Raw genomic sequence first — 24,368 nt, 5'->3', positions numbered from 1 at the left:
TCTCCCCATAGAGAGGGGATGGAGGGCTCAGGTGACGCAGAAATATTGCCATCAGATTGGGGAATGGGTCGAGGACAACGTATCCCAGCAGGTCCAGCAATGCGTGAAGAAGAAGTGCAAATGGTGGTGCGCCTGCTGCAACAAGTGGTTCTGCTTCCTGGTCTGGGTGGTCGTCACGGTGCTGAAGTGGGTGGTCACGACCGTCTGTGAAATCCTCGGCGACGCATACGACTTGGTCGTCGCAGTCATCACGGGTGGCTGGGACATCATTGCCGGCATCTTCACCTGGGACTGGAGCCGGGTCTTTGATGGCTTTATGGAGATCCTAGGTGCGTTCGGTGGCCTGGTCGGCGACCTCATTCGGACCGTGGTCTTCCCCTGCGGCCTGTATGGCGCATTCCGGGGCAGCGTGAACAAGTGGCGGCTCATCGGCTACGTCGAGGATCTCATCGATAAGAGCCGGCGCTTCACCGAGGCCGACCGCGCGGACATCAAGGCGGCGCTGGGGATCGGTGGCAGCGGCTTCGGCCTGCGCCTAACCCTGACGAGCTATCGGGGTTTCGTGCGCTCGGACTACATCGCGCCTGGAGAAACGGTTCCCGCCCTAGTGCAATGGAACGACGACCCCGATCCCAACAGGAGAGTCGACCTGAAGAAGCTAGCGGGCTTCAAGTGGGACAAGTTCTTGCAGAGAAGCAGCCCCGACATCCGCGGAGACGTGTCATCGGAATCGGACATTGACGAGTATCTGGGCAACCCGAGCAGCAAGAGTTTCTCGATCTATGCCATGAGCGACTCGGCGCTGCTCGACAGGATCCACAACATCCAGATCAAAGGCGACACGATCGGCTTGAAATTGGTGGTCGACCTACAGGACGTTCACCTCACCGAACGGACCCAGGTCCAGGCGAACATCACCGATCCTGATGGCCAGCACAATTCCTGTGCCGTGCTGGATGTCCTGGCGAGAAGCCCGTTTAACCGGGAACCCTCCGTGCCCGGATTCCGTTGTGACCCGGCGAGTCCCCAGGATCCCGCAGCAGTAGAGCGCGCAAGGGACCTACTGTGCAAGCCAGTCATCTTTGGCACCTTCCGGTTCGTAGCGAACGATTCCTATACGGGATACGCGGCCTGCATGTTCACGAACACCTGCCTAGATGGTGGCAAGATCGGGAACCACGGCGGCACCGGCGCCCTGTACCGCCATGGCCTCCCAAACTGGGTGCGGACCTGGGTGCCAATCCACGAGCTCGGACACACCTTCGGGCTCTGCCATGTCGATGGGTTGGACCGCATCATGGTCAACCCGAAGGACCATAGCTGGTGGAGCGGGTGGCTGATCCCGGAATACCTCTGCTTCAGCGGCGAGCCTCAGTTCAGCCACGACGAAGCAAAGAAGGTCTGGGACTATATCATAGCGAACTTCCCAATCGACTGCCTCGCTGACAGGCATGTTGTCGTGACATGAGTAGGATCAGCCACGATCGTAGCTTGCGGCTAGCGCTGACGGCGCTGCCCGCTCATGAGGCGGCGGCCGTGAAGCGGCGTCTCGACTCGCTTCGTACCGACTGCGGCTGTGGCCTTGGGGCGATCGTCATGCTCGGTGCGACGGGACTGTGGGTCGCCCATACGGTCGTGGCGCCGGTTGCCGGGCGGTCCTGGCAATCCACGGTCGCCTTGGGATTGCTCGTGGTCTTCACCAGTACATTGATCGGCAAGCTGCTGGGGATTGCGCTGTCACGCATACGTTTCCACTTCGCGGTACGAAGCCTGAGGCGGCGGGTTCCCCTTGAATAAAAGGACTGGTGGATGGTGGAACCGGTCATCGTTGAAGGTGAACGGCGGCCCCAGAGCTGCTACGGGTCGCCGGATTACTTACGTGGATGTTCCCCGTGACTGACGCAGCCGCCTCAAGGGGCGGCTGTGCCAGCTTTAGCAAAGGGTTGAGTGGCCACTTTGGTAGCGCCGGTGGCCGCTGATGGCTGTGGCGGTGAGGCGATCAGGAGCATGCCCGTCGACAACACGGCGAGGATGAGACACCAGCGCCAGACTGACGCCTCATTCCAAAGCCTCCGGATGGGTCTGGGAACCAGCCGATCAAACATGGTGCTCCTCCTATCCGGTGATCGTCACCTGGACCATATCAAGGTCCGACTCATTCATCGTGAGCTTGACGCGGCGAGCGCCCTTCTGCCTGGCCTCGATCAGGACATCGGCAATGCGCTTCTCGAGGGCTCTGATCACGGCGCGCACACCGCCGGCAGTCTGCAGAACCTCGGCCCGCTGCATGGCGTCGAACAGGATCATGTCGTCAATCCCGCCCTGGTCGAGCTCGAGGCCGTAACTCTCCACGATATTAACGATTTGGATGATCGCCACCCGGGCAAGGTCGAGCCCCTGAAGCGGGTTGAAGACGAACACCTCATCAATTCGGCTCAACACCTCGGCCGGGAAACCGGCCTCCTTGAGCACGTTGTGAACCGCAGTCAGTAGCTTATCGCGGTCGGTGATCTCCCGAGCCAATTCGCCAATCCGGTCTGCAGCTGCGTTGGTCGTTGCGGCGAAAATGGCCCGGTTGGTCGGCACTTTCTGGCCAGTCGAGGCTTCGGTCACGAAGCCATCATTCCAGGCAGTCAGAAACCGCTTCTGGACGTCGACATGGGCTTTCTCGATTTCATCAAGGAGCACGAAGGAGTTGGGTTGATCCCGCAGCCCCCCTGTGAGGCTCCCATATCGATCGGAGCCTGAGTATCCAGGCGGCACGCCAAAGAGGCGCTCGGCGCCGGCAGGATTGCTGCAGGTCGACATATCTTCAAAGAGGAACCCGCGCTTCAAGTTGCGAGCGAACTGCTTGCCCATTTCGGTCTTGCCCACGCCGGGCGGGCCGACGAACAGGAAGACGCCGACGGGCTTGTCGCGTGCGACTTGGGCCAAGCGACGGCGCAGGGTGGCCGCAACCTCGTCCGCCACAACATCCTGGCCTACGACCTTTTGCTTCACGGCAGCGGCAAGAGCAGTCGCGTCGAGGTTTTCGGCGCGCTGGACAGCAGCCAGACGTGCGAGGAGGCCATCCTTGTTAGTGTAGCGATCGAGAAGGTCCATGATGATCCGCAGCCACCTGGGTGGCAGTCCTTTGACGAAAAGCCCGACGAAACGGGAGGTGAGGCGGGTTTCGTGGGCTAGGCCGATAAGGACCAGAACCCACGTCACAATCGCGATGGCAAGGAACCAATTGAAGTACGAGCGCCCATAGATGGGCAGATTGGTCATGAGATAGATTGCCGTGATGTAGAGTGCGAGGAGGGTGAACCCGATCTTCACGACGAAGTATGGGAAAGAGAATGACTTTCTCATCGTCTCCTCACGAGGTGGCGACGGGCCGGTACCGGATCTGAAGACCCGGACCATACTGCCCTCCATAGCGACGGCCGGCGGCCTGGCTCCAGCCCTCGGCTTCTGACCAGGCGGCGAGGTCCGCCTCGCTGCATTTCGCGAGCTCGATCACCTTGGGAACCTCGGTGACGGTGACATCGACATAGCGTCCCTTCATGTCGCGATCGGCATAAAACCTGACCTGATCGCCGACCTTCAGACCTTTCCAGCGCTCATATCCTGGCCACGATGGAAATCGTGTCGTCGAGCTGCGCTCGCCTGCCAGAATGGCGTCGAATGTCGTCTTCGATTTCAGACCCGACCGTGAGTCGCGTCCGTAAGAGAAATACATCGTCGCCTTGAGCATGCTCATCTCATCCATTTTGCGGGATTTCTGATTTGAGTTTTTGCTGCCCCTTCCTGATAGATGATCCTAGCTGTGCCCTCCAAGGGCCCAGACGCTAGCGCGACAGGCTGTCTCCTTGACCATTCTCCTCCGTTCCTATTTTGTTCCTACAAATCCCCAAAGAAACGGAGTTACAGTTACCATGGCCGGCGCAATTCAGCCTGCAGATCAAATCAAGAGCCCGGAACGGTTGCTGGCGGAGGCGGAGCGCAGGATCAAGAAGCTCGAGGCGAAACTGGCTGGTCAGCAGGAGACGATCCGCGACCTCCGATCCCAGATCCGGCAGGATAACAACCAGGCTGAACAGATTGCTGAATTGAAGGCCGAGCTGGGTGAGCTTAAAGGCGAGCTCAGGGAGATCACCCGAGCAAACCACGAGTATGTCGCTCGCTATGAGGCCATACGTGACGAGATGGGGAAATCCAAAGTTGAGGCCAGAGGATCGGGGAAGTCTACGCAAGGCTCCAAAAATCTAGGAAGGATCATTCCCGAAGATGTTGCCGCCTGACATCGCTACATTTCGGGAGGACTGATTTCGAAGCCTTCCGGCACCGCGATCGTCGAGATCGTGTGCTTGTAGACGGTTTGAGAGCTTGAACCTCGGGTGAGGAGGACAGTGTATCGGTCGAACCGATCAATCCGCCCGATCAATCTCACCCCGTTGATCAAGAACATATTGACGTCCACCCTGGCGCCACGCAGACGCTCAAAGAACCAATCTTGCTCCTGCGGGCTGACGGATTTGGCCACCGTGCTCTCCTCACTGTGTGGCTCTTCTATACAGCGTGGGTTGCGGGCTCACGCAAGAAAAAAGCCGCCTCAAGGCGGCTTGCTCCGGTATCCACCCTCAGAAAGGCCTACTTTGGGCTTCCTGTATCGAGAGTCTCGGAAAGATCCCGGCTGCTGTAAGAGAAGTTCGCCCGATCAATCTCGTATCGCATTCCAGGCTTGCCGTTGAGCTCAATCGAGGCCCAAATCCCGGCTGACTGGAGTATTGTGACGCGTACAACTTTCTTCTTGAACCGGTATTCCCGCTTGAATGGAAGCTCCGCCGAAGGAAGCTCAACTTCGGTACATGCTCCTTCATACGACTCGTTTGTCGTGTAGTTGAAATAGCTGCAGTGCCTCTTGTAGCTTTCTGCGGTTGCCCCGCTTGAAATCGTGATCAATGCTGCAGTTAACAAGGATCCTAGTAGCGTATTCGTCATAGATGCTCCGCAATTGAGCGAGGATGGTGAGCAGAACGATCAGATTCCTGCTTCCAGGATCAGCACCGAAAGGTTCTGTTTGGGCTTGAAGTTCTTCTTGACCATCTGAAACTGCGTTGGCGCAATCTTCTTAACACCCTCGGCGCAGAAGCTGACCATATTGTCAGGTCGTCCTTTGTCGACGGTCAGCGTGAAGGTGCCGATGGGACCGGCCCAGTTCGCGCCAGTGACGAGGATGTACTCGAGCATACGCTGGCTCGCACCCTTGTCGCGCCTGAGTTCGCGGGCGGCCCACCTTTTCGCACCGTTTATGAAGTCCTTGTCCATGCAGGAATTTTCGCCGATGAGGTACATGTCCTCTACGGTCTTGGCGGTGACCATGGACTCCAAGGAGATAACAGTGGCTCCAACGCTGGGCTTATACCGATGCTGGATGACTGTGTCCCGCCCAGCCGGAAATGTTTGCTGCCAATGATAAGACCCAGCTAGGGCCCACTTTGGAAGCGGTTCCTTGTATGATGTGCCGTCCTGCCGGTAGGACTCTTGAAGCTCAATGATGCCTTCCTTTTCCAAGCGGGCGCCCGTGGCACGATCTAATCTCTTAAGGGCGGCATCCACTCGTTCAGCGTAGGGTGGAACCGGTATGTTTAAGTCTCGAAGGACCTTGGTCACATCCCGGCCCTCGACCATCGCTTTCGCCTCGAACTGAATGGGAAGTGGCCGCCCGTCAACCGTAACCGAGAACCGCATTGGGTTTGCCTCGGGTCCATCGGGGTAGTCTGCGTCTGACATCGTGACGCGAACCTCCGGCATGGGGAACGCCACCGTACCGGTGACATCCTGGGAGGTGAGATTCCGAAAGCGGTAGGTGACCCGGACTTCCTCGGTCGAGAGGAACAGATCTTCTGAAACCATACTCACGGCGTCGGTCTGAGTGAAAACGAGCTCTCCGGCCGCAAAGTGGGCCATCGTATCGTTTGCTTGAGCCGGCAGCGCCGCAACGCTAACCGACAAAATGGCAGCAACCGCAAGGAGGTGACGCATCGAAGAATCCTCATGACGGTGGGCGGGCACCGTTCCGCAACAGACCATATGAGAAAGAGCGCTTGTGCGAACCTTTCGTCGCCCTGCGACATAGCGATATTCCGGGGCACCCTCATCGAGCATGAAAAAAGCCGCCCGAGGGCGGCTCCTTCATGGTGCCGATTAGGCGGCCTGCTTCATCTCTTCGACAGCCTGCTCGCGCGACGTCGAGAGGCCGATTATCCGGAAAACCTGCTTGCTCTTGCGCTCGGCATCCGCCGGCATCTCGTCGAACACGCCGAAGACACGGATCGGCTGGCCTTCCTTCAGCTGCTCGCGAATCGAACTCAGGGCTGCACCGCTCGCAGTGTGGAACATCGTGTAGACTTTGTCTTTGCCCTGACGGCGATACTCGCCGATGAAGCTCACGAACTCCGTGCCGTTCTTATTCTTGCCTTCCTTGATAGTCTTGGGCGTGACCGTGCGCGGGTACGAACGGGCGCGGGTCTCGGTGGAAACGGCGGCGGAGGTGGCGGTATTGTCGTTCATCGAACTCTCTTCCTTTTCGGGGATTGAACCGAGCTTCTGCTCACTTTTCTGCAGGAACCTGAATTCTCGTCTTTCTGTCGGAGACCTTCAGATCGCTTTCCGGATGGTGCGTAATCACGCCCTCCGCACCCATGAGAAAAGCCGCCCGAAGGCGGCTCTCTTTATCGTCCCACGTTCTTGGACTTGACCTTATGCGGCGTCTTTCATTTCGGTCTGGGCGGCATCGACCGGAGCGCTCTCACGCGGCGTGCTCAGGCCGATAATCCGAAACACCTGACCCTCGGTGCGATCTTCCGTAGCCGGCATTGTCTCGAAGATGCCGAAGACGCGGATCGGCTGGCCCTCCTTGAGTTGATCCTTGATCGCCGCCAGAGACTTGCCTGACGCGGTGTGGAGCATCGTCGAGGGCTTGCTGGCGCCGCGGCGGGTGTACTCACCGACGAAGCTGACAAACGGCGTGCCGTTCTTGTTGGAGCCCTCCTTGATCGTCTTCGGCGTCACCATGCGCGGGTAGGTGCGCTGCTTCTGGGCGTTGTCGTTGGCGACGGTGGCGACGTTGGAGGCGACTGCTGCGTTTGTCATCGAACTTTCCTTTCCGGGGATTTGACAAAAACTCTTGCGCTCTCACCAGAGAGCAACTGATGTCTTTTCCTGCGTGGCGTAAGACACCTGGTGATGTGATCGATCGGTGCGTTCAACACGCCCGATCCGCCCATGAAAAAAGCCACCCGAAGGCGGCTCGTTCTTCTCTCTTCGTGCAGTCCTTATGCGGCCTGCTGCATCTCTTCGGCACCCTGCTCACGCGGGACCGACCGGCCAATAATCCGGAAAACCTGTTTTGCCTTCCGCTCACCGTCGGCCGGCATCTCGTCGAAGACGCCGAAGACCCGGATGGGCTGGCCTTCCTTCAGGTCGTCACGAAGTCCAGCGAGGGCAGCGCCACTCGCAGTGTGGAACATCGTGTAGGTCTTCTCGGAGCCGCGGCGGCGGTACTCACCGATGAAGCTGACGAATTCGGTGCCGTTCTTGTTCTTGCCTTCCTTGATTGCCTTGGGCGTCACAACGCGCGGGTAGGTGCGCTGCTGCTTGGCGTTGTCGTTAGCGGCGACGGTGGTGGCGGAGGTGGCAACGGCTGCGTTTGTCATCGAACTCATCCTTTTTCTGGGGATTTTGACCAAACTTTTCCCGCTTCTTTGAAGCGAAACCTGATCTTTGCTTTCGGGTATTTTCTGAATTTCCCTTAGCGCTCGATTGAGTGAGAGAACGAGCCAATATCCGAGCAATAAAAAACCCGGCACCAGGCCGGGTTCTCGATCATCTCGTGTATCCGCAGTAATCTAAGCAGGATGATCCACGCTCAGCCTGAATTCCTTGATCACCACATCGCCGTTATTTTTGAGTGTTCCTGTGACGAAGGCCGGCACGGTCATTGAGCCTTCGACCTCAAAGCCATCAGGATATTTCACCGGAACATCGACCAGGAGCTGGGCGCGTGTGCTGAACTTCCCGCCTGACTCGATCTCGACCGAGTCGGGAGAGCATTCCGTTACGAACAGGCTCGCCTTGGGGTGGTCCTTCTTCACCTCGTTCCACGACGGGTGCTTCTGGACATCGAAACTGCGAACGAAGGCAGCCACATGGACAGTGTCCGGCTCGGTCGGCATTGGACTGATCACTTGCTCGCCACCGTAGAACTGTGAGGAGGTTACCTTGCCGCGGACCCCCCATGACGCACCTAGGGACTGGTCCGTGCGAGATGCAACCTCCAAAGTGACTTCCTTTGTGGGACGAAGGGTTTCTCTGGCATGGATCCTAACGAAACCCTTTGCCACTTCAGTTGTCCGGATTCCGCCTCCGGCTTTGCCCTCAGAAGCACCCGCGAAGCCCTTCAATGCCTCTGCCGCTCGCTTCTTCACGCCCTGCGATCCAGCGGAACTCCGCTTCTTGACCCCTGCTCCGGCATCTCGAGACTGGGTTTTCGACATTTGAGACCTCGCTACAGGCGTGTACGATACTTCCAAGAGAGCGTGGCGCCTAGTCCATCGAGATCAACCATTAGGCGTCCACGGTTGACCCCAAAAGCATCAAGTGCCTGCCTGAAAAATGGTTTCTCAGCCCCGGGAATTTCAAGGGTATGATACCTTAGAGCGCGGCCGGGCGTCCATTTGGCCGTTGGGTCGGGGTGTAGGGAAAACAGGCCCTGCTGGGCAGTGATCCGTCCCACGCGCGGCGGGACCTGGACGAGAGCCACGTCCGATAATCTGGGATCGAAGGGCTGTACGTCATCCCTTCTGTCCAAGGAGGGCACGTTGATCATGTGGACGACGCCGTCGTCCGTGTTTTCTTCCTTCTCACAGGCAAACCAGGCCGCAACCAGAGGGTTGGTGGACCAGTCCAGAAGGCGGGTGGGAAGGCCATGGTGCTGTGCCAGGGCGAGCCATTCAAGTTCGCTGAAGCCACTCTCGACGTAACGTTTAGCTTCCCGAATAAAGTCCTTGAACAGGTTGTACTCGTCGGCACGACGGTAGCCCGCGCTTCCGACACACTGGTCGCGGCCGGCGGATGGGGTGAGAGGCCATTTCTTAGCGGCCTGCCCCCGGAAAAGCCAGGTTCCGTTGGTTCGGGTGGAAACGGTCCGAAGGAAGGTATCCCATGTGGGAGTCGGCAGGAGCGTCATGGCACCGGAGCATGTTACTTTGTTGGCGGCAAGCTATCGGATCGGCACGCAATAGCCAAGCTGATTGAGGAAGGCGCGGCCTAGGCCGCCGCCTTCACCTGTTTCACCTCCGGGTGCCACTGGAGGTAATAGGGAGCCTTCACCCAGTTGGTTCCGGCGTTATGGACGAACAGTACTACTGCGTCGTCCACCGGCAGCGCCGAGAGCAGCGAGCGGATCCGACGCTCCTGCTCCGCGTAAGCGCGGTTGGGGAGGTCGGCCATGTCGTAGGTCCAATCCATGGTCCGGATCAGGCCAGCGAGCTCACCGTTGTGAGCCGTCAGGACCTCCGGGTCCTGGCCCTCGGTCCGAGCGAAGGCTTCGGCCTTCCGCTCGATCTCCTCAATCTGAGCATCATAGGCGTCGAACCTAGCGTCGAAGGCGCGCAGATGCTCCATGTTGGCATCCTTGCGCTCAATCACGGACCTGGCGTAGTCCGCCAAGCAGGCGAAAGCCGGGTGTGCGAGGGCAGGGCCCGCCACCGGAAGCAGGATCTTCCCGAAGTAGCCCGACTTCACGCCGGCGTGGAACGCGCCGTCCGTCCATACCTTCCGCTTCTGGGGGTGGTCGGAATAGACCATCCAGTCCGGCCAGAAGGTAGAGTCACGGAACGAGAACTCGTTCACCTCCCCCAGGAATTCATCGCGGGCGACGTCCCAGGCAGCGAGCCCGGCGAGGCTCGGGCAGATGTCGATGAGGGTGAAGCGGGTGCGGGCACCATTGACAATCCCGCCCTCAGGACCGTCGAGGTCGATCAGCAGGTAGCGATTGCCCTCGGCGGCCAAAAACGCGTGCGTGAGGTGCCGCAGGCCTGCGGGAAGGTTCTGAAAGAGGGCGCGGATATCGGCCTGAACGGATTTCCGGGCTTCGCAGCGCTCTTTGGACAGGTTGTACTGGGCGGTCTCAATCTCCGAGATGGCGAGGCGCTGACCACGAATTTCATTATAGATGCGAGACATCGGCGAGCCCTTTTCCTTTCGGGGATTTCGAAATCACCCTGGTTCGATCTTCACGATCGAGAAAAAGAGCTTTGGACGAAGTCCTAAATCAAAGGTTCCTCGATAACTGTGTCAAGGAAGGTCGTCCGGGTCGACAAAGTCGACGTCGGACAATTCGGCCAGGAGGGAAACGGCGGCGATAGCCTGCACCGCCGGCGTGATCTCCTCCCATTGAGCATCGAAGGGGGAGCGTGTCTCAAGGTGGACGGTCTCTTCGTCGTCTCCGACCGTGACCGTCAAAGCTCCTGCTTGTCGGCCGTATTCCACCGTCAGCTTCTCGCTGATGGATAGCAACGAGACACGCCCCTCCCATCGGCTGGGTTGGCCGGCATTGGTTTGCTCCATCCCCTCAAATCGGACGGATTTTGCGAGAAGTCCCATCAGGTCAGACGCCCTTGCTGAGGGCATATCCCACGACAGCCAGCGGGAATACGACTCCCAGGGCAAAGCGCATCAGCTGTGCAACCATGTTGACCTCCATTCACTCACACCAGCGAGACCGTCCTCGCAGCGCACATGAAAAAAGCCGCCCGAGAGGGCGGCTTTTGTTTCCGGCATCGGGTGCCCTTAGGCTGCGGGCAGCGGTTCCTCGTCGGAGCCGTCATCCTCAACCTGGTGTTGGGGGTCGGCGCGATGATCGAGATCGTGCGACCGATCAAGATAGCTCGATGCCTTGCCGGGATCATTGGTCGAGGCGGCAAGCCAGTAGTAGAACTTTGCCAGGAGATATTTCACCAGAACCTACCTGTCTGGAGCGGAGGTGGCAGGGTCGGCACGCCGCGTGCGCCGTGGCAGGCTAGCGCCTGCGCCGACCCTAGGTGGCGAAAGCCGATTACGCGGCTTCCTTCATCTCGGTCTGGGCGGCTGCCTCCGGAGCCGTCTCACGCGGCGTCGACAGGCCGATGATGCGGAACACGCTGGATTCCTTGCGCTCCTCCGTGGCCGGCAGGGTCTCGAAGATGCCGAAGACGCGGATCGGCTGGCCTTCCTTGAGCTGCTCGCGGATCGCATCGAGAGATTTTCCGCTCGCGGTGTGCAGCATCGTCGAGGGCTTGCTGGCGCCGCGGCGGGTGTACTCGCCGACGAAGCTGACAAACGGCGTGCCGTTCTTGTTCGAGCCCTCCTTGATCGTCTTCGGCGTGACCATGCGCGGGTAGGTGCGCTGCTTCTGGGCGTTGTCGTTGGCGACGGTGGAAACGGCGGAGATGTTGGCAGCGTTTGTCATCGAACTGATCCTTATTTTGGGGATTGAAACGAGCCTTGCTCATTTTTGATCTGAGGAAATCTGATTCCCTTTCGGGGATTGAACCTTTTCCTCTTCGCTGATCTTTTCTGAATCCAAGAAACGTCCGGACACCCACCGCGCTGGAAACTTGCCTCGCAGACTGAGTAGAGGTTGACCGGGGTGGCTTTTGGGGTTTGGCTCAACGAGCACAAAAGAAGCCGCGAGATTCGTAGGGCCCATGTGGCACTCTCGCGGCTTCTTTCGTTAGGTGACCTTTAAGTTGGAGGTCGATCCACCCTCGTCCCTGATGAGATAGGGAGCCCGTCAGCGGTGCTCAGTGCTACCCGGCGTTTTAGATCCGTGGGTCATGGATCCGCGTCAGCGATGATCAGAGGCTGAGGCAACGGTCGGGTTACATGTCCGCCGTGTACCTGGCCAAAAGGCTACTTTGGTCAAAGAGTTCCTGCAGTACGGCCAATGGGCCAACAGATGAGGCAGGTATGTTGTCGACTATCAATGTCGGAAGCAGCTAGCGTATCTAACGTTTCATCTTAACCTCCTCTGAGGTCGATTTTGCGGGGATTTCAACTTCCCCTTCTTCACATTCTCAAATGAATTAAAAATCTGATTGGCGGTGATCCTGGGATGCCAACCCACCTTCGACGCCCGAGAGGTAGCGAGCCCTTGAGCGGTGCCCATACTATCCGATGTTTTAGACCCGTGGATCTTGGGTCCGCGTCAGCGACGATCAGAGGCTGAGGTCTCGTTGCGAGCACCTGGCCAAAAAGGATACTTGTTTTGAAGCCCTGCAGAACGGTCAAAAGGACCAACGGATGAGGCAGGTATATGTCAGAAAGCCACTCTGGGCTGGGACGTTGATTTGATCTAGAGCTTCATTGTTGCCTCCTCTCAAGGCCACTTTCTTCTATTGGGGATTTCAACTTCCCCTTCTGCGCATTCTCAGTTGGATAGAAAATCCATGCTTCCTAAGCTGCGGAAGCCGCAGCCTCTTGCTCGTCGATCTGGTGCAGAACCGAGTAAAGTGCCCCATGGAACTGGTGATAGATCTTGGCGGCGCGACCAGCCCCAACAAAGGGCATGATCATCTGAGCAGGGACATATGCCCCGACATGGGTCTCCTGGGATCCTAGATCGGCTCCTACCAGCACTCCGGCAAGGCGTCCTTCATTGTCGACGACTGGACCGCCCAGATCGCTCCGGTTCGGATAATCGAAGCACACATGGGCTGCGATCGTGTGCTTGCCTCCAAACGCGGCGTCGGCACCGTCGCGGAAGTACGTCATCGTCGGGTGGGTGGAGATCCAGCCGGCTTTAACGACATGGGGCGGCTCGCTTCCGAGCGTGTTAAGATTGAGAGTGCTATCCCCGAAGACACCATCGGCATAGCCGATGCGCCATACGTGGTTTTTGCCATTCATGGCCGCGATGGTGGCGATCTCAGGATTGGGCCAGCGCTCAATCTCATCGCCGCGGACCTGGAGGACGGCGATCGGGAGAACGGGGGTCTCATAGACCCAGTCGACCCAGTAAACTCGTCCGGTGCCGTCCAGAAGGTGGATGCGAAGATCGTGATAGGGGCCAGCCCCTTTCCACTGCTCCCAAGGGAGTTTGATCTTGCCATCTGAGATCGTCGCGAAGGCTCCGCCGCCCACGTTGGTGGCAAATCCGACGAATGAGCGTTCGCCATTGTAGGGGTATCTGCAGATTGCAGCGATGCTCCCTTTCAGGGACGCGAGGCCTTGTTCGGTGAATACGCCAGGGTTTTTCGGCAACGGAGCCTCCGTGGACTTAAATCGGCTGGGACAAGGTGGACCCGACCATCGATCGGGTCCCAGAGTGCGGTGGCTCTACTGGATGAGCGAAACCTGCCGCGCCTGGGCGGTGAAGTGATGGGCAATCACCGCCTGGGGGATCTCGACGGGCGCGGACAGGAGGAAGTGATGCTCTTCGGCCACCCGCCGCCACGGTGAGTTTGGACCGTGCGCGAGGAGGCTCAGGCTGGCCTCGGGCAGCCCGGCGTGGCGCTCGTCCACCCATTCGATGAGTTCGTGGGTGATCGTGTCCTCATCCGGCACGGCCGGGCACCCCTTGACCTGAACCGGCTCGGTGATCGGAGCATCCCCGTAGGATGACAACTGAGCGAACAGGCGGCCGAAGACTGGACCCTCGCTCCAGACCTCCGGGGCTTCGGTCAGGAGCGGCTTTCCAAGGATCGGGATCGACCAGCCATACAGGAGATAGCAGAGCGTCTGGATCCGCTTGTGAGTGATACCGCCAGAAGCGGCGTGGCGAGCGATCAGCGTATTTGCGACTGCAATCGGGGGGTATGCCATGGTCCGAGATCTCCGTTGAAGGGAAGGCAAACGAATGCGGCGCGGGAGGATGAATCCTCCCGCGCTGGTGGTCGGTCTGGCCGACGCTAGATCGTGGCTGTGAGGCTACCTCTTAGCCGCCGCGACGGTTCCACTCGGCGTTGATCGCCTCGTGCATCGCTGCGCACATGCGGTCCTGAAGATCGTCCTGGTTGTCCTTCAACCAGGTCCGAATTTCTTCATCAGTGGGGGCCAGCTCGATGCTATCACTGATCAGGGCGTCAACGTCGTTGACATCATAGGCGGCCACCGCCCAGCCCCGGCGGCGCATTTCCTCGAGGGCGAGGCAGAGATCATGGTGGCTGAGTTCTGCTGGATCGAACGGGACGGGGGGCGGAGCGTGCGGGACCACCCCATCCGAATGCCTCAGACGGTCGAGCAGTTCTTGAACCCCGTCCTGATCCAGCGAGATATCCTCGTTGAGGTCCTCGGCCTCTCCGGAGGCCAGGAGATGGACCTCATTCGACCGCTTGAAGGGCTCCCCCAAGCCATCTTCATGGTAATGGAAAAGAGCCGCGATGACCGTGTTCTTGTCCTGGGTGCTGAGGGGATAGAGGAGATCGGCCGTCGGCCCCTCGACCTGTAACTTGAGCCGACGGAGTTCGTGGGGGCGAACGTTGTGAGCTCCAAACTCCTCGGGCGTCTCCTGAGGTGTGTAGATCCCAATTTCCACACCCCACTGGAGGAGATGGCCTCCTTCGTTCAGGCCGAGGATCTCACCCTCCTCGAGAGCTTTTACGTCGAGCAACTCTCCCGTCGCGGGGAGGTGAAGCATCATTCTGGGCAGATTCACGTCGCAGTTCCTTACAGAAAGCAAGAGCACAGAGATCGAAAGCGGTATGGCAGGCGATTTCCCGCGCCACGGCTTCGGTCCATTCCGGATCGGTTTTCAGGGTCTTGATCCGCGCAGGAAGTAGTTCCTCCTTGTGCTTCCGAGCCGCGATCAGGGCGTCGTAAGCGACGAGAAGGGTTTCACGGGGGTCTGCCATGACTGCGGAATCCTGCGGCTGTAAGGCTGAAGAGGCTGTGTCCCCCTGGTCAGGGGACTTTGGCCAGTTCTCCAGCCTCCACCGTAGCAGAGGCGGGTAAACCAATCCCGACATGGTCAGTGGTTCTGGTATCGGCCGAGCTCGCTGGGCCGAACCCGCATGAAGGTCGTGGCCGTGTTGCCGTTTCCATCAAGGATGTCGGCGCCATCGTCGTGGAGCCGAACCCCGAAGTACCCACGCGTTGCCTTCGGATTCAGCGAATAGAACAGCCGCAGGAACCCAGGCTTCGTGGAGGCCGTCGATCTGGCAAGCTGGCGTGACTCGATCCGGCGGCTGCCTTCTCGATCGATGACGCGGTAATGATCCGGCATCGTGTTTCCTTTCCGTGAAAAGCGATTAGGCGCAGAGGAGCCGCTCGGCCGTGGCCGACGCGGCTGCGTAGGAGGTGTGGGGGAGGGAGAAGAAGTCGCCCTGGGCCGTCTCGACCTGGACCACGAAGCCGTTGCCTTCGGGCAGGACGGTTGCGTCCTTTACGTCAGAACCGAAGGCCTGGATGTTGGCAGCTTCCTGAGACGAAAAACGATCGTAACCGGACATCGTGGCTCTCCTTGATTTTGGGGATTTTCAATTCATCCCTTTCATCTCGGACTGAGCCTGGAATTCAGATCCTGGGAGTTGGCACTCCGCTACCCGCGCAATAGGGCGATTGCTGTCTCCGCATCGGTCCATGTGAGCCCGATGCTAGGGTCAACCTGAATGTGGAAATGCTTCTGGTGCGGCAGCATGCCTGGATCATCATCAATGATGACGTACCGAGCAGGCCGGTGGCGCTGCAGATGACGATCGATCTCGGAGCCTCGGATCGGAACGTCAGCAATCTCTTCCTCCGGGAGAAGATCTGGCGTCCGCCAATCTATGAAATAACGATCCTGACCAATCCCGGCCTTAGCCAGCTTATCCCGGCAGTCGGCGTCGCGGCGCCAGGTGCTTGCGACAACCAGACGCGCACCTGTTTGGTCGAGGATATCGACAACCATAGCGGCGGACCCAGGCGGTATGTAGCCGGCGCCGCCGAGTTTCGTTGACCGATCTGTGACGATGACGCCATCGATATCGAGATATACGAGCGGGCTCGCAGCCATCTTTATCCTCGGGGATTTCGTCCTTGGGTGTCCGGTTCCTGTTGAGGGGGAGAAACCAAGGAGTTTTGAAATGGTTCGGAGGTTTACAAATTCGTTCAAAAGAAAAGCCACCTTAACCAAGGTGGCTTTTCCCAAGCTGGCCGAGATCCGGGGGCTATGGATCAGGCCGCTGTTTGCTCCTTCGGCGGCAGCGCCTCGCTGATCACGCGGAAGACGTTGCGCTCGAAAGTGCCGTAGAGGGCGACCGGGCCCTCCTGAAAGAGGTGCTGCGTGCTGTCGAAGGCCTTGCCGAAAGCCATCGTCGTGACGGTCACTTCGCGGTTGTCCTTGCGACGAGTGAAGGTCAGCTTGGCCTTCGCATAGGGCTTGTCGTTCTTGTCCTTAGAGACCTCGACTGCCGACAGGTGGCCGCGCACCGGAAATGCCGGGGAGCGATCCTGGGAAACCTGAGTGCCAGAGACGTTATTCGAAACCTGGTTGTCGTTCACTGCCGTGTCCATGATTGGCTTTCTCTCTTGTTGTGCCAAAGGCTGGTGATGATGTGGTCCCTGTCTCAGGTGACCGATCGGTGTCGTCTGGGCGGTTGAGCTCCGCCTCTTTTCGTTTTGGGGATTTTGAAGTCTTCCCTTCCGACCTAGCTGTTCGATTGATGCTGATCTTTTGGGGATTTTCGTCTTTACCCTTCCGCCTGAATTGTTGGCTTAGAGCCCTTCAACTTTGGGGGTCGAAAACTTCTGATCCGGGGAATTAGGCATCCAGCTTCTGGAATGGCTGACCCATTCTGGGTCAGAACATCCTTGTGCCGTAGCATGGAGGGCGACGCGCCCTCAGGGCCATATTGGCGGCCGTGGGCCGGACATCTATTGCAAGAAGACTGTTAGGCCTCGCCGTCGATAAGGCGGTGGATTTCCTCGAAAGCGCGATGACGCTCCGGAAACGTCTCATAAGAGAGAGTTTCTTGTAACAAGCCTTCCAGCGCCATCACGGCATGTTCGACCTCGTACCATTTCGCAATGGTGAGAGTGAATGTTCCCTCCTTACCGTGGAAAACGTCGAACAGAGCCGTAAATCTCTCTCGTCCGCCGTCGGATTCCATGACGTGACGCAGGCAGTCCGACAGGAGCATGCAATGCTTTTCGTTGAGGGTGACCGTGCGTGTCTCAACCTCGAAATCGATACACGTCATATGTTTCATTGGGGATTTCCTGAAGCAGAGTTTCCCCCTTCTTTCAGGAGCTGATCTAAGACCTCTAAATACCGTGCGAAGTCTTCAGGGCTCGCTTGGTCCTCGTACTCGCGTGCGAACTTCTGAGCCGCTCTCGAAGGTTCGGTTTCGTTGTCACCCAGAGCTTCGAGGTGGCCGTCTCGAGCGATGTCTCCATCATACAGCGTGAGATACCGGCGCGCGGCATCCTCAGGTGAAAGAATGACCATCGAAGTGTCCTTTCCAGGAGGATAAATACGGCTTCTTGCTTCCAGAATGGCTGACCCGTTTCGGGTCAGACGATCTCCACGCTATGGGCCGGGGAGGGCGGCACGCCCTCAGGCCAGAACTTGGCGGCCGAAGGCCGAACATCACTGCGTGGGATAGCGGGGATAATTCGTTAACCAGAATTGACGGGAGGGAAATCGGGTGTGATCCAGAGCGAGAACAAAGGAGGAACATGCACCCATGAGCGGGGTATTTAATCTGGTCCAGAAGCCGGAATTTCATCTCGGACGAACTGCAGCGATAGACCTGGAGTCGTCACCCCGTTCCAGGAAGGGAGGCTCTGCCTCACCTCCCTGCAAGCCGCCGCTTTGTCCTCCGGGATGCAGCAAGTCGGTCGCACCATCGCCTGCGGCTCCGGAGCAACCGCGTTGCGCACCCATCGGCACGCCTCGGACTTCGTCTCGGGCTCTGCACCGGGACTTGCACCCACCCTCCGCTCCTCGCCGGAGAGGCAGGGTTGCAGGAAGGGCCTGCAACCTGCCCCCCACTGAAGAAGAGGAATTCAAAATGAGCGTAGTTTCCGGAGCAATGAACGTCCTGGCCGATGTGAAGGCTGGCTTTGTCTCTCAGACGGATGTCGCCGAGGCGCGGGAGCAGCTGACAGCGGCCCTTCTGGCGGACGAGAGCCTGCCCCTGGAAGTCCGGCTCCTCCTGGAACTGCGCGAGGTTGAGGCCGGGTTCGTGGACAACAAGCGGATCGGCCGCCTGATCGGCGAGGCTGGCAAGCGGCACTGACCAGACCGCGATACATAATGGGGCCAACGGGTCGGCGTGAACCAGGATCGCCGGCCCTTTCTATTGGGCGCCTATTGTTTAACGCCTAGTGCTTTCTTGATCATCGGTATCATGTCCGACAGTTCGATTTCGCCGCGTACGAATGCGTCGAAGATGGGATCCGTCCGTGGGTCGCGTTTCGCACCTGACATGAGGCTGCTATGGGCTGCGGCTTCGACTACCCGGCGACGTTCTTCTATTTCTTCGGCGCTGATGCGTGGGGAATGTTCCTTTGAGGGAGGATCTGTCAAAGGATTCGCCTGTGTAGGAGGTATGCTGAAGAGCAGCTTACCCGAAATGCGCCAGAACCGCATCAACAAGAGCAGGAACTCTGGCCGCGTAGAGCCCAACCTGACCCAGCCGCATCGGATTCAGCTCGATGATCCCGACCTCGCCATTGATCATGGCGACATCTAGAACGAAGCTGCCACCTCCGAGCTGGTCGACCGCCTCTGATGCGAAAGAGAGATATTGGTCGAGCCGGAGGTTGGACATCGCGGGTCCGCCTACCTTAATATCTCCGCGATGCTCGATCATCGCCGGGTCATAAAGGGCGATGTTGTCCAACGGCGTCTTCCACGGGATGCATCCGGCGCCCGTTACGACCTGTCCATCGACAATGAAGAGTCGGTATTCATACGTCATCTCGACGTATTCCTGCACCAGCAGGCAGGCTTCCTCGTCGATGAAGGAGTAAACCAGGGCATCCAAGGCTTGCCAGAGCGAGGTGCCGACGGGAACCTGCTTGGTGAAATACTTGTCCCGCGTGGCCTTCACAAACGCATCCTTGCCCTCCAAGTGGAGCCGCTGGACTTCAGCGTCCGCCTGATCGAGGTCGCAGAGCTTGGTGGACCGGCCGGCGAGTTCAAGGAAGCCCGGCATTGTCCAATAGGGCAGGGTCTTTTCATTCGGGCCCGGGTACTTCAGGCCGTCACGGAAAAGATCACTGCGATGGCCGGCTCGTCCGAAGATATGGGTGACGCCCTCCGGGACCTTCCCCACATCGTCATAGGCCTTGATCTGCGATCCGGCGCGATCCTTGAGAGCCTTCCAGAGGATTGCGTTTTCAAGCCGCTCCTCAGGGTCCATGCCACGATCCAGGACGAAGGCGTAAGGAGGGACAGGCTCAAGGTTGGCGGCAAGAACCGCCATCCCGATCGAGGCGAGCCGGGGCTTCACGAGCATTTCAGCGAGATCGTCCATTCCCTTTTCCTTTCGGGGATTCCAGCGATTTGAATTCCGCCGGTCCTCAGATCTTGGCTTCAATCGGCTCTTGCGGAAAACCGTTCCAGGGCGGTGATCCGGCGCACGGGAGGATCGACTGGGCGCAGATAGATTTGCGACTGCAGGAAGGTGATTTCCTCCTGGAGCTTCTCTTCGGGAACGTCGATCCACCACGCTTTCTGTGAGCCGTCCGATCCATCCGACCAGCGGTAGGACCGCGCTTTGAGAAGGTCCTTTCGCTCATAGGGTGTGTTGGGCGCTTTCACGCGGCAGGTTATCGCTCTGGAGGCCTGCAGCAGGTAGGAGATCGGGGAGCGTCCAGACTTCGGAAGGGGAAGCCTGAGGATCTGGAGGGCGGCGAGGCAATCTTGCGCGGCCCTATGTGCCTTGAAGAAGAACCCGCTTTTCATGCCGATGTAGCTGAGTGTCGCGCTCTCAAAGCCTTCGTCTTTCCAAGGGACCTCATAAAGGGAACAGGCCCAGGGCTTCGTGGTGAAGATCGGCGACAGCTTTTCCAGCCAGCGGCGATCGAAGGCGGCCTTGTGCGCCACACAGATTTCGGTGGCTGAGACGAGGCCAACGACGGCATCAAGGTCGATGATTTTCCCCTGAACCATGCTGTCATCGATACCAGTCAGCTCAGTGATAGCGGCGGGGATCGGCTGGGACGGTTGCTGCAGCTGCTGGAACGGCTGGAAGATCTCAATGATCTCACCGTCATCCGTGAAGGTAAACGGAACCATGGCAAGCTCGATGATGTCACCACTCCTGGGATCGAGCGAGGTGGTCTCCGTATCCACATAGAGGCCAAAGTGCTGTCCGACCGGGAGATCTTTCGGATCGGGGGCAGGGCGGAACGCTTCCGGATCGGTGACCAGCTCGCGCAGGACGCGATAGCGGCCGGAGGCTTCGAGGGCAGCTGCCATCTCCTCAAATTGCATGGGTCAAACTTTCTGTAAGCGGTTAGCTGCTGATGGCGACCGGCTCGGAATTGAGGCCGCACTCTTTGACTTGGTCCCAGAGGAGCGAGGTGGCACGCGGCTTCCCATCGGGCGTGCGGCCATGGGTGTAGTCCCCAACCTTAAGGAGGCGGCAGTATCCAAAGCGTTGCTCGGGTCGATCCTTTCGGCCCTTCCAGTACGGACAGCACTGGGTTTTCAGGGACGGCGCTCCGTCTGCCCCTGTGGCGACGCTGGTGATGCGGTAGCAGTAATCCCCGTGTGGGATGACTGCCTCAGCACGGCCGATCCGACGGTCGTGGCGAGACTGACGGCTAAGGGCTGCAGCGGCTTGGACGGGCATCAGCTGTCGGCTCCTTATTGCACGTAGATCGTGACGTCGATCGGGGAGGCTCGGAAGACCTCATCGATGATGGCCCTGATCATCGGCCAGTCGCCGCCAGAAAGTCCGGCGCCAATCCGGGGGAGGGCGAGTGACGTCGGGTGAATGACCTCATCAGGACGGCGCGAATCCAGAATGATGCCTGCCAGCATCTGATCCCGGGCCGAGGTGAGCGAGGAGCGCACGGCGTCGTATTCGACGCGGCGGCGGTCGGTACCGACTTCTAACTGGATGAAAAGGTTGGCGATGGCCGCCAGATTAGGGCGCAGCCGCCGGCGGAGTCCCACCTCGGTCACGCCGACGAACTGAACGGTACCAAGCAGTGAGGGAGCAACGGACGTGTTCGGACGAGTGCCGCGGACGGTCGGCACCGAGCTATGGAGCCGCTTGAACTCGCGTTTGACGTGGGGCCAGGTGTCGGCAATGGCCTCGGCGAAGCCCTTGCCCATTGCGCCGATGCAATTTGTGCCCTGACCGATGATCATCGCCTCGGTCTGAAGAGCATTGCCGCGAATTTCTCGAATCATCGAAGTTCCTGGGGTTTTCCAAAAGATCGAATTCGATCCCTTGCTCTGATCTCCGCTTTAACAATTCGTCTGCAAGCAATTTAATTCGAAATAATGAATGGCCTAATTCCGGTTCAGGCCCATTTCTCGGCTTTGGAGCTTGCGTTTCCAGAGATCTTCCATACCGATGATGTTCTCGACCGTGCTGGCAGAGCCGGCGACTTCTAGAATGGAAACCTGGTAGTCGCTGGGATCTCGGCTCCGGAGGGCAACGTTACCGCCGTGGCCGCCGTTAACGTAGGCGAGCCAGCGGCCGTAGAACCCACTTTCGCCATAGGCCGCGCCGACATATTGCTCCTTGGTCTTGGGACAAGTCAGGAGATAAACCCCGCGGGAGTTCGAAAGGGCAGTCCGCCAGGAGAGCGGGAGTCCTTCGAGCGTCGAGAGGGGTGAAAGGAAGCGGCCGAACCCGGGAAACTCAGGCTCTTGGAATGCTGCCCGGATTTCAAGAACGGCCTTGTTCTGATTGTCGGCCCGCTGGATCCAGGCGCGTTCTGAGGCGCCCCAATCAATCACGAGGCGGCCGGCGAGGTCGTTGAGTTGCTCCTCCAGAGCGAGATCGTAGATGTCGCAGGTGCCGGCAAGATCGATCCCGTCGGCATGGGGCCAAACTCGGTCCCCCGTGGAGGGTCCTAAATAGCGGCATCGGTAAAAACCGGCGAGGAGAGTTTCCCCGGCCGGAGTGACCACGAAGGATGCCCAATAGCCTGTCTGCAGCTTCGGCCTATTTCCAAAGCTCTGAGTGCCCTGGTACAGCTCGAAGGCAGGCCTATCGTCCCTCCATAGCTCGTACGGCGTCCGCCCTCTGGCCGAGCGAGGGTCTTTGTGCCTCAGAAGACGAATGTCCGAGGGCGGGACATTAGCTTGGGCGAAGAGCGTGTTGAGGTAGAGCGGCATCGATCGCTAGGAGGTTTGCTCAGTCCGAAACCGGGCGTTCAATGAACTATGTAGCGTGAATGCCTTAAGCCGCGGTTATCCGCTAGGGTTCAAAGCCGCGGCTGATCCGGCTCGCCGAGTTCTTGATGGATGAGGCAAAGACCCACTGCATGACGTCTTCCTCATTGTCATGCGGTTCGTGATCGGACTGGTTTACGAACCGCGCTCTCATGCCAATGTCGTCATCCCTGAGGATGCCTAGGGCATTGTCCCAGCGAAGGTTCTTTTTTACTTGCGCGGTCCGGGCCTGCTCCATCAGGACTGGGCCGTAGGTATCCGACTTCGGAGTCGGAATATGCGTAAGCTCGGTGAGCTTGATGTGGCGTCTCATCGGTCGGCCCTCATTAGGGGAGAAAGTCGAGAAGGTTGGTCTGGGCCGGCGCATCGACGCGGCGAGCCTCCGCCTGCCAGACGGCAAGCGTCTCGTCGGAGACGCCAGGGAGGTGTGAGACGAGATCCGGCTCCACCGATGCGAGGCGCTTTGCCCTAAGGTCCTCATAGAATAGGTCGCACCCGGAAAAGCTCCGTCCCGTCTCACGGCAGGCGACATGGGTTGTCCCCGATCCGGAGAAAGGGTCGATGATGAGATCCCCGGGCATCGAATAGACGAGGACCGCCCGGCGGGCGAGTTCTAAGGGAAACTGCGCGGGATGGCCGGTCCGTTCAGGATGATTGTGGCCGACATTGCCGATATCGTCCCAAACATTAGACGGCCAGGCACCTAATGGGTGGGAAGAGAGTTTTCCTTTGTGCTTCCCTTTAAAAGCCCGCTTGCCTGGCCCTTTTTGCGGCTTCCGAGCCGGTGTCGGGTTGAAAACAGGGCTCGGCCCCTTCGAGAATACTAGAGCAGTCTCATGACGCTCCGCCAAGCGGCCGCGGGGCGTGAGACCGTGCGGCTGTGTCCAAATCACCCTGGACTGAAATGTAAGGCCAGTCTTCTTCAGCGGTTCGAACAGGAGCGCATCGAGTGGGGCAAGGCCTCCCGTTTCGTCTCGGGTCGATCCGACTTGAAGGAACAGGGTGCCGCCGTCCTTTAGGATGCGGGCGCATTCTGAGATGACCTGCATTGTCCAGCCCATGAAATAGACGAAGGCCATCTGGTCCGCAGAAGCTCCATCACCGTATCTTTTCCCGACATTATAGGGAATTGAGCTCAGAATCAGGCGAGCCGCTCCGTCAGGTAAGGAGTCCAGATAATCGAGAACATCCGCCTTTGCGGTGGTATCGATGAGGGCAGCGAGGCTCTCGAGCTGGCGGGCTTTGCGCTCCGTAACCCGCTCACGGATACGGGCCTCGGTCTTGCGGGCATTATGCTTCAAAGCAAGATTGTAAATCTTGCCCCGGCTCCATCCTGAGGCAGCTCGGATCTCATCATAGGTCAAGACCGGCAAGGCTTGGAGGATGTCGGCCTCTGTCACCAGAACAGGCGAACGAGCGTTCATGGGGTACTCCAGCGATGAACTGATGTCGAAAGGGCGATGGGATCAGGCAACGCCGAGGGCGTACGAGAGCTTGCCGTCAATTGCGAACACCTGGGCGGTTGCGACGGGCTCTAGAGTATCGGCACGGACGAAGGTGTCGAACTTGTGCGGGTTGTATCGGATTTGGACGGCATCCGGATGATCACGCACGGCAGCAACGTCCTGGTCACGGACATGCCCCCGAGCGAACGCATGTACGCTTCGGACATTTTCCTCGCGGGTCCGGCGGAGGCCTGCCTGGCTCACCTCGAAGCGTACGTCCTGAAGTACAACCTGTTTTGGCTTCGCGACCACCTTCCCCTTTTTCTCACCGGTCATTGCTTTGAGGGAGCTGCAGCGCCGATGAAGGTCGCAATAGGCTCGCACTTCGCCAGTGGGAAGATCGGTTGTGGTGTTCATCGGGTGCTCTGTCGGGGTTGGAACAAGTGGTGTTAACAATCAAGGCCTTGAAGCCCCAGAGAGCGGAGCCGGATTGTGTAAGGAACCCGTTTGGTAGACAAAGGATTTCTGAGACGGCGACGGCTTCAGCGATA

At 58.9% G+C, this 24,368-nt stretch carries 34 protein-coding genes; 4 read left to right on the top strand and 30 right to left on the bottom strand.

Annotated features, from left to right (window positions below; all coding sequences use genetic code 11):
- Nucleotides 1–31: 31 nt before the first annotated feature.
- Nucleotides 32–1,468 carry a hypothetical protein gene (locus tag OCW50_RS19105; RefSeq protein ID WP_262267209.1) on the top strand — a complete coding sequence of 479 codons (1,437 nt, stop codon included), beginning with the start codon at nucleotides 32–34 and terminating at the stop codon, nucleotides 1,466–1,468.
- Nucleotides 1,465–1,797, top strand: a complete 333-nt coding sequence (locus tag OCW50_RS19100) for a hypothetical protein (RefSeq protein WP_262298610.1) — start codon at nucleotides 1,465–1,467, stop codon at nucleotides 1,795–1,797. Before OCW50_RS19105 ends, OCW50_RS19100 begins: the two co-directional genes overlap by 4 nt.
- A gap of 318 nt (nucleotides 1,798–2,115) precedes the next feature.
- Here the strand turns inward: OCW50_RS19100 and OCW50_RS19095 are convergent, their stop codons facing one another.
- Nucleotides 2,116–3,354, bottom strand: a complete 1,239-nt coding sequence (locus OCW50_RS19095) for an AAA family ATPase (RefSeq protein WP_262267211.1) — start codon at nucleotides 3,352–3,354, stop codon at nucleotides 2,116–2,118.
- Between the two features lie 7 nt (nucleotides 3,355–3,361).
- Complete coding sequence (locus OCW50_RS19090; RefSeq protein WP_262267212.1) at nucleotides 3,362–3,739, bottom strand: hypothetical protein; 378 nt, start codon at nucleotides 3,737–3,739, stop codon at nucleotides 3,362–3,364.
- Nucleotides 3,740–3,920: 181 nt separating this feature from the next.
- Between OCW50_RS19090 and OCW50_RS19085 the strand changes: the two genes are divergently transcribed.
- Nucleotides 3,921–4,286 carry a hypothetical protein gene (locus OCW50_RS19085; RefSeq protein ID WP_262267213.1) on the top strand — a complete coding sequence of 122 codons (366 nt, stop codon included), beginning with the start codon at nucleotides 3,921–3,923 and terminating at the stop codon, nucleotides 4,284–4,286.
- 5 nt (nucleotides 4,287–4,291) lie between these two features.
- On the opposite strand, the gene hfq is transcribed toward OCW50_RS19085, so the two are convergent.
- From hfq to OCW50_RS18980, 21 genes are all read right to left on the bottom strand, one after another.
- Entirely contained in the window at nucleotides 4,292–4,528 is a 237-nt protein-coding gene (gene hfq, locus OCW50_RS19080; protein ID WP_262267214.1) for an RNA chaperone Hfq, read from the bottom strand.
- A 107-nt stretch (nucleotides 4,529–4,635) separates the two neighbouring features.
- Nucleotides 4,636–4,986 (bottom strand): hypothetical protein, encoded by a 351-nt coding sequence (locus tag OCW50_RS19075; RefSeq protein WP_262267215.1) that lies wholly within the window; start codon nucleotides 4,984–4,986, stop codon nucleotides 4,636–4,638.
- Nucleotides 4,987–5,025: 39 nt separating this feature from the next.
- Entirely contained in the window at nucleotides 5,026–6,030 is a 1,005-nt protein-coding gene (locus OCW50_RS19070; RefSeq protein WP_262267216.1) for a DUF4424 family protein, read from the bottom strand.
- 162 nt (nucleotides 6,031–6,192) lie between these two features.
- Entirely contained in the window at nucleotides 6,193–6,558 is a 366-nt protein-coding gene (locus OCW50_RS19065; RefSeq protein ID WP_262267217.1) for a hypothetical protein, read from the bottom strand.
- Between the two features lie 189 nt (nucleotides 6,559–6,747).
- Nucleotides 6,748–7,140, bottom strand: coding sequence for a hypothetical protein (locus OCW50_RS19060; RefSeq protein WP_262267218.1), 393 nt, complete (start codon nucleotides 7,138–7,140; stop codon nucleotides 6,748–6,750).
- A gap of 182 nt (nucleotides 7,141–7,322) precedes the next feature.
- On the bottom strand, nucleotides 7,323–7,703 hold the full coding sequence (locus OCW50_RS19055; protein WP_262267219.1) for a hypothetical protein: 381 nt from the start codon (nucleotides 7,701–7,703) through the stop codon (nucleotides 7,323–7,325).
- 192 nt (nucleotides 7,704–7,895) lie between these two features.
- Nucleotides 7,896–8,543, bottom strand: a complete 648-nt coding sequence (locus OCW50_RS19050; RefSeq protein WP_262267220.1) for a hypothetical protein — start codon at nucleotides 8,541–8,543, stop codon at nucleotides 7,896–7,898.
- A gap of 11 nt (nucleotides 8,544–8,554) precedes the next feature.
- A complete protein-coding gene (locus OCW50_RS19045; RefSeq protein ID WP_262267221.1) occupies nucleotides 8,555–9,235 on the bottom strand; it encodes an FRG domain-containing protein in 681 nt (226 codons plus the stop codon).
- A gap of 80 nt (nucleotides 9,236–9,315) precedes the next feature.
- Nucleotides 9,316–10,233 carry a hypothetical protein gene (locus tag OCW50_RS19040; protein WP_262267222.1) on the bottom strand — a complete coding sequence of 306 codons (918 nt, stop codon included), beginning with the start codon at nucleotides 10,231–10,233 and terminating at the stop codon, nucleotides 9,316–9,318.
- Between the two features lie 111 nt (nucleotides 10,234–10,344).
- Nucleotides 10,345–10,653, bottom strand: coding sequence for a hypothetical protein (locus OCW50_RS19035; protein ID WP_262298609.1), 309 nt, complete (start codon nucleotides 10,651–10,653; stop codon nucleotides 10,345–10,347).
- Between the two features lie 186 nt (nucleotides 10,654–10,839).
- Nucleotides 10,840–11,007 carry a hypothetical protein gene (locus OCW50_RS19030; RefSeq protein WP_262267224.1) on the bottom strand — a complete coding sequence of 56 codons (168 nt, stop codon included), beginning with the start codon at nucleotides 11,005–11,007 and terminating at the stop codon, nucleotides 10,840–10,842.
- 97 nt (nucleotides 11,008–11,104) lie between these two features.
- Nucleotides 11,105–11,497, bottom strand: coding sequence for a hypothetical protein (locus tag OCW50_RS19025; protein ID WP_114944437.1), 393 nt, complete (start codon nucleotides 11,495–11,497; stop codon nucleotides 11,105–11,107).
- A gap of 986 nt (nucleotides 11,498–12,483) precedes the next feature.
- Nucleotides 12,484–13,290, bottom strand: coding sequence for a hypothetical protein (locus OCW50_RS19020; protein ID WP_262267225.1), 807 nt, complete (start codon nucleotides 13,288–13,290; stop codon nucleotides 12,484–12,486).
- Between the two features lie 75 nt (nucleotides 13,291–13,365).
- On the bottom strand, nucleotides 13,366–13,851 hold the full coding sequence (locus OCW50_RS19015) for a Panacea domain-containing protein (RefSeq protein WP_262267226.1): 486 nt from the start codon (nucleotides 13,849–13,851) through the stop codon (nucleotides 13,366–13,368).
- A gap of 112 nt (nucleotides 13,852–13,963) precedes the next feature.
- Nucleotides 13,964–14,683: a hypothetical protein gene (locus OCW50_RS19010; RefSeq protein WP_262267227.1), complete on the bottom strand. Its 720-nt coding sequence runs from the start codon at nucleotides 14,681–14,683 to the stop codon at nucleotides 13,964–13,966.
- Nucleotides 14,684–14,995: 312 nt separating this feature from the next.
- A complete protein-coding gene (locus OCW50_RS19005) occupies nucleotides 14,996–15,250 on the bottom strand; it encodes a hypothetical protein (protein WP_114944445.1) in 255 nt (84 codons plus the stop codon).
- Between the two features lie 25 nt (nucleotides 15,251–15,275).
- Nucleotides 15,276–15,476, bottom strand: a complete 201-nt coding sequence (locus OCW50_RS19000; RefSeq protein WP_114944446.1) for a hypothetical protein — start codon at nucleotides 15,474–15,476, stop codon at nucleotides 15,276–15,278.
- A gap of 89 nt (nucleotides 15,477–15,565) precedes the next feature.
- On the bottom strand, nucleotides 15,566–16,156 hold the full coding sequence (locus tag OCW50_RS18995) for an HAD domain-containing protein (RefSeq protein ID WP_262298608.1): 591 nt from the start codon (nucleotides 16,154–16,156) through the stop codon (nucleotides 15,566–15,568).
- A gap of 26 nt (nucleotides 16,157–16,182) precedes the next feature.
- Nucleotides 16,183–16,509, bottom strand: a complete 327-nt coding sequence (locus OCW50_RS18990; protein WP_262298607.1) for a hypothetical protein — start codon at nucleotides 16,507–16,509, stop codon at nucleotides 16,183–16,185.
- Between the two features lie 389 nt (nucleotides 16,510–16,898).
- Nucleotides 16,899–17,216, bottom strand: coding sequence for a hypothetical protein (locus OCW50_RS18985; protein ID WP_262267230.1), 318 nt, complete (start codon nucleotides 17,214–17,216; stop codon nucleotides 16,899–16,901).
- Entirely contained in the window at nucleotides 17,213–17,455 is a 243-nt protein-coding gene (locus OCW50_RS18980; protein ID WP_262267231.1) for a hypothetical protein, read from the bottom strand. The genes OCW50_RS18985 and OCW50_RS18980 overlap by 4 nt, the downstream gene beginning before the upstream one ends.
- Before the next feature lie 565 nt (nucleotides 17,456–18,020).
- Between OCW50_RS18980 and OCW50_RS18975 the strand changes: the two genes are divergently transcribed.
- Nucleotides 18,021–18,248, top strand: coding sequence for a hypothetical protein (locus OCW50_RS18975; protein WP_262267232.1), 228 nt, complete (start codon nucleotides 18,021–18,023; stop codon nucleotides 18,246–18,248).
- Nucleotides 18,249–18,575: 327 nt separating this feature from the next.
- On the opposite strand, the gene OCW50_RS18970 is transcribed toward OCW50_RS18975, so the two are convergent.
- From OCW50_RS18970 to OCW50_RS18940, 7 genes are all read right to left on the bottom strand, one after another.
- Nucleotides 18,576–19,490 (bottom strand): ATP-grasp domain-containing protein, encoded by a 915-nt coding sequence (locus OCW50_RS18970; protein WP_262267233.1) that lies wholly within the window; start codon nucleotides 19,488–19,490, stop codon nucleotides 18,576–18,578.
- 59 nt (nucleotides 19,491–19,549) lie between these two features.
- A complete protein-coding gene (locus tag OCW50_RS18965; RefSeq protein ID WP_262267234.1) occupies nucleotides 19,550–20,452 on the bottom strand; it encodes a 3'-5' exonuclease in 903 nt (300 codons plus the stop codon).
- A 375-nt stretch (nucleotides 20,453–20,827) separates the two neighbouring features.
- Nucleotides 20,828–21,379 (bottom strand): macro domain-containing protein, encoded by a 552-nt coding sequence (locus tag OCW50_RS18960; protein WP_262298606.1) that lies wholly within the window; start codon nucleotides 21,377–21,379, stop codon nucleotides 20,828–20,830.
- Nucleotides 21,380–21,481: 102 nt separating this feature from the next.
- Nucleotides 21,482–22,108: a GIY-YIG nuclease family protein gene (locus OCW50_RS18955; protein WP_262298605.1), complete on the bottom strand. Its 627-nt coding sequence runs from the start codon at nucleotides 22,106–22,108 to the stop codon at nucleotides 21,482–21,484.
- A gap of 289 nt (nucleotides 22,109–22,397) precedes the next feature.
- Entirely contained in the window at nucleotides 22,398–22,685 is a 288-nt protein-coding gene (locus tag OCW50_RS18950) for a hypothetical protein (protein ID WP_262267238.1), read from the bottom strand.
- Between the two features lie 13 nt (nucleotides 22,686–22,698).
- Nucleotides 22,699–23,796, bottom strand: a complete 1,098-nt coding sequence (locus OCW50_RS18945) for a DNA-methyltransferase (protein WP_262267239.1) — start codon at nucleotides 23,794–23,796, stop codon at nucleotides 22,699–22,701.
- A gap of 42 nt (nucleotides 23,797–23,838) precedes the next feature.
- Nucleotides 23,839–24,234, bottom strand: a complete 396-nt coding sequence (locus OCW50_RS18940) for a L5-gp82 domain-containing phage-derived protein (protein ID WP_262267240.1) — start codon at nucleotides 24,232–24,234, stop codon at nucleotides 23,839–23,841.
- Nucleotides 24,235–24,368: the final 134 nt, after the last annotated feature.

The organism is Microvirga sesbaniae (genome assembly GCF_025460805.1).
Lineage (GTDB): Bacteria > Pseudomonadota > Alphaproteobacteria > Rhizobiales > Beijerinckiaceae > Microvirga > Microvirga sesbaniae.
This window is presented reverse-complemented; position numbering and strand designations above follow the sequence as displayed.